A 723-nucleotide genomic window follows, 5' to 3' on the forward strand; every position below is an offset into this window, starting at 1 on the left:
CGGACTGCGGGGTGGAGCTGTCGAGGGCCACGTGTGCCTCCAGCGCAACGACGTCGGTGCGGGCTGGCGCGGCTCGGATGCCGCGTCTCTGGGCACTCTAGTAGGACTTTCGTCCCTGGCGAGTGCGGTTGTCGGCGCCGGGCGGGCGCGCGGTGGCGCCCGCCCGGCTGGGTGCTCAGACCCGCGGCAGCCAGCGGCGACGCGCGGCGGCCAGCACCAGACCGGCGACGAGCAGCAGCGCCCCGACGACGAACACCGTCCCCGACGTCGCCGTCACCGTCGCCCGGACCACCGAGTACTCCGTGCCGTCCGTGGCGACCCACCGGACGATGTCGACGTGGGTCGTGGCGGGCACGTAGAGCAGCACCACGCCCACGACGGAGGCGACGAGCCCCGCGCTGATCGGCACCGCGGGCGTCCACAGACCCAGGCCGAGCACGACGGCGAGGACCAGCACGCCGGCCGTCACGAGGACGACGCCGATCGCGTCGTACGACGCGTCCCACCCCGGGGCCTGCGCCGCCAGCACGCGCGACTGCCCGAACAGCACCGTCCACACGCCGATCGCGCCCACGACCAGGCCGACGAGCGCACCCAGCACGTGCCGCAGGGCACCGCCGCCGGGCCGGTGCGCGGGCTCGGCCACCGGCGCCGGCGAACCGGCCGCGGCGCGGCGGCCGCGGGACCGCGTCGACTGCTCGTCGTCGGCCGGGGCGTGCTGCG

Annotated in this window: 1 pseudogene; it reads right to left on the minus strand. The window is 76.8% G+C overall.

Annotated features, from left to right (window positions below):
- Positions 1 to 175: 175 nt before the first annotated feature.
- A pseudogene (locus G6556_RS19005) lies at positions 176 to 723 on the minus strand (hypothetical protein); the annotation flags it as partial.

Origin of the sequence: Cellulomonas sp. IC4_254 (assembly GCF_011603975.1) — a bacterium.
Lineage (GTDB): Bacteria > Actinomycetota > Actinomycetes > Actinomycetales > Cellulomonadaceae > Cellulomonas.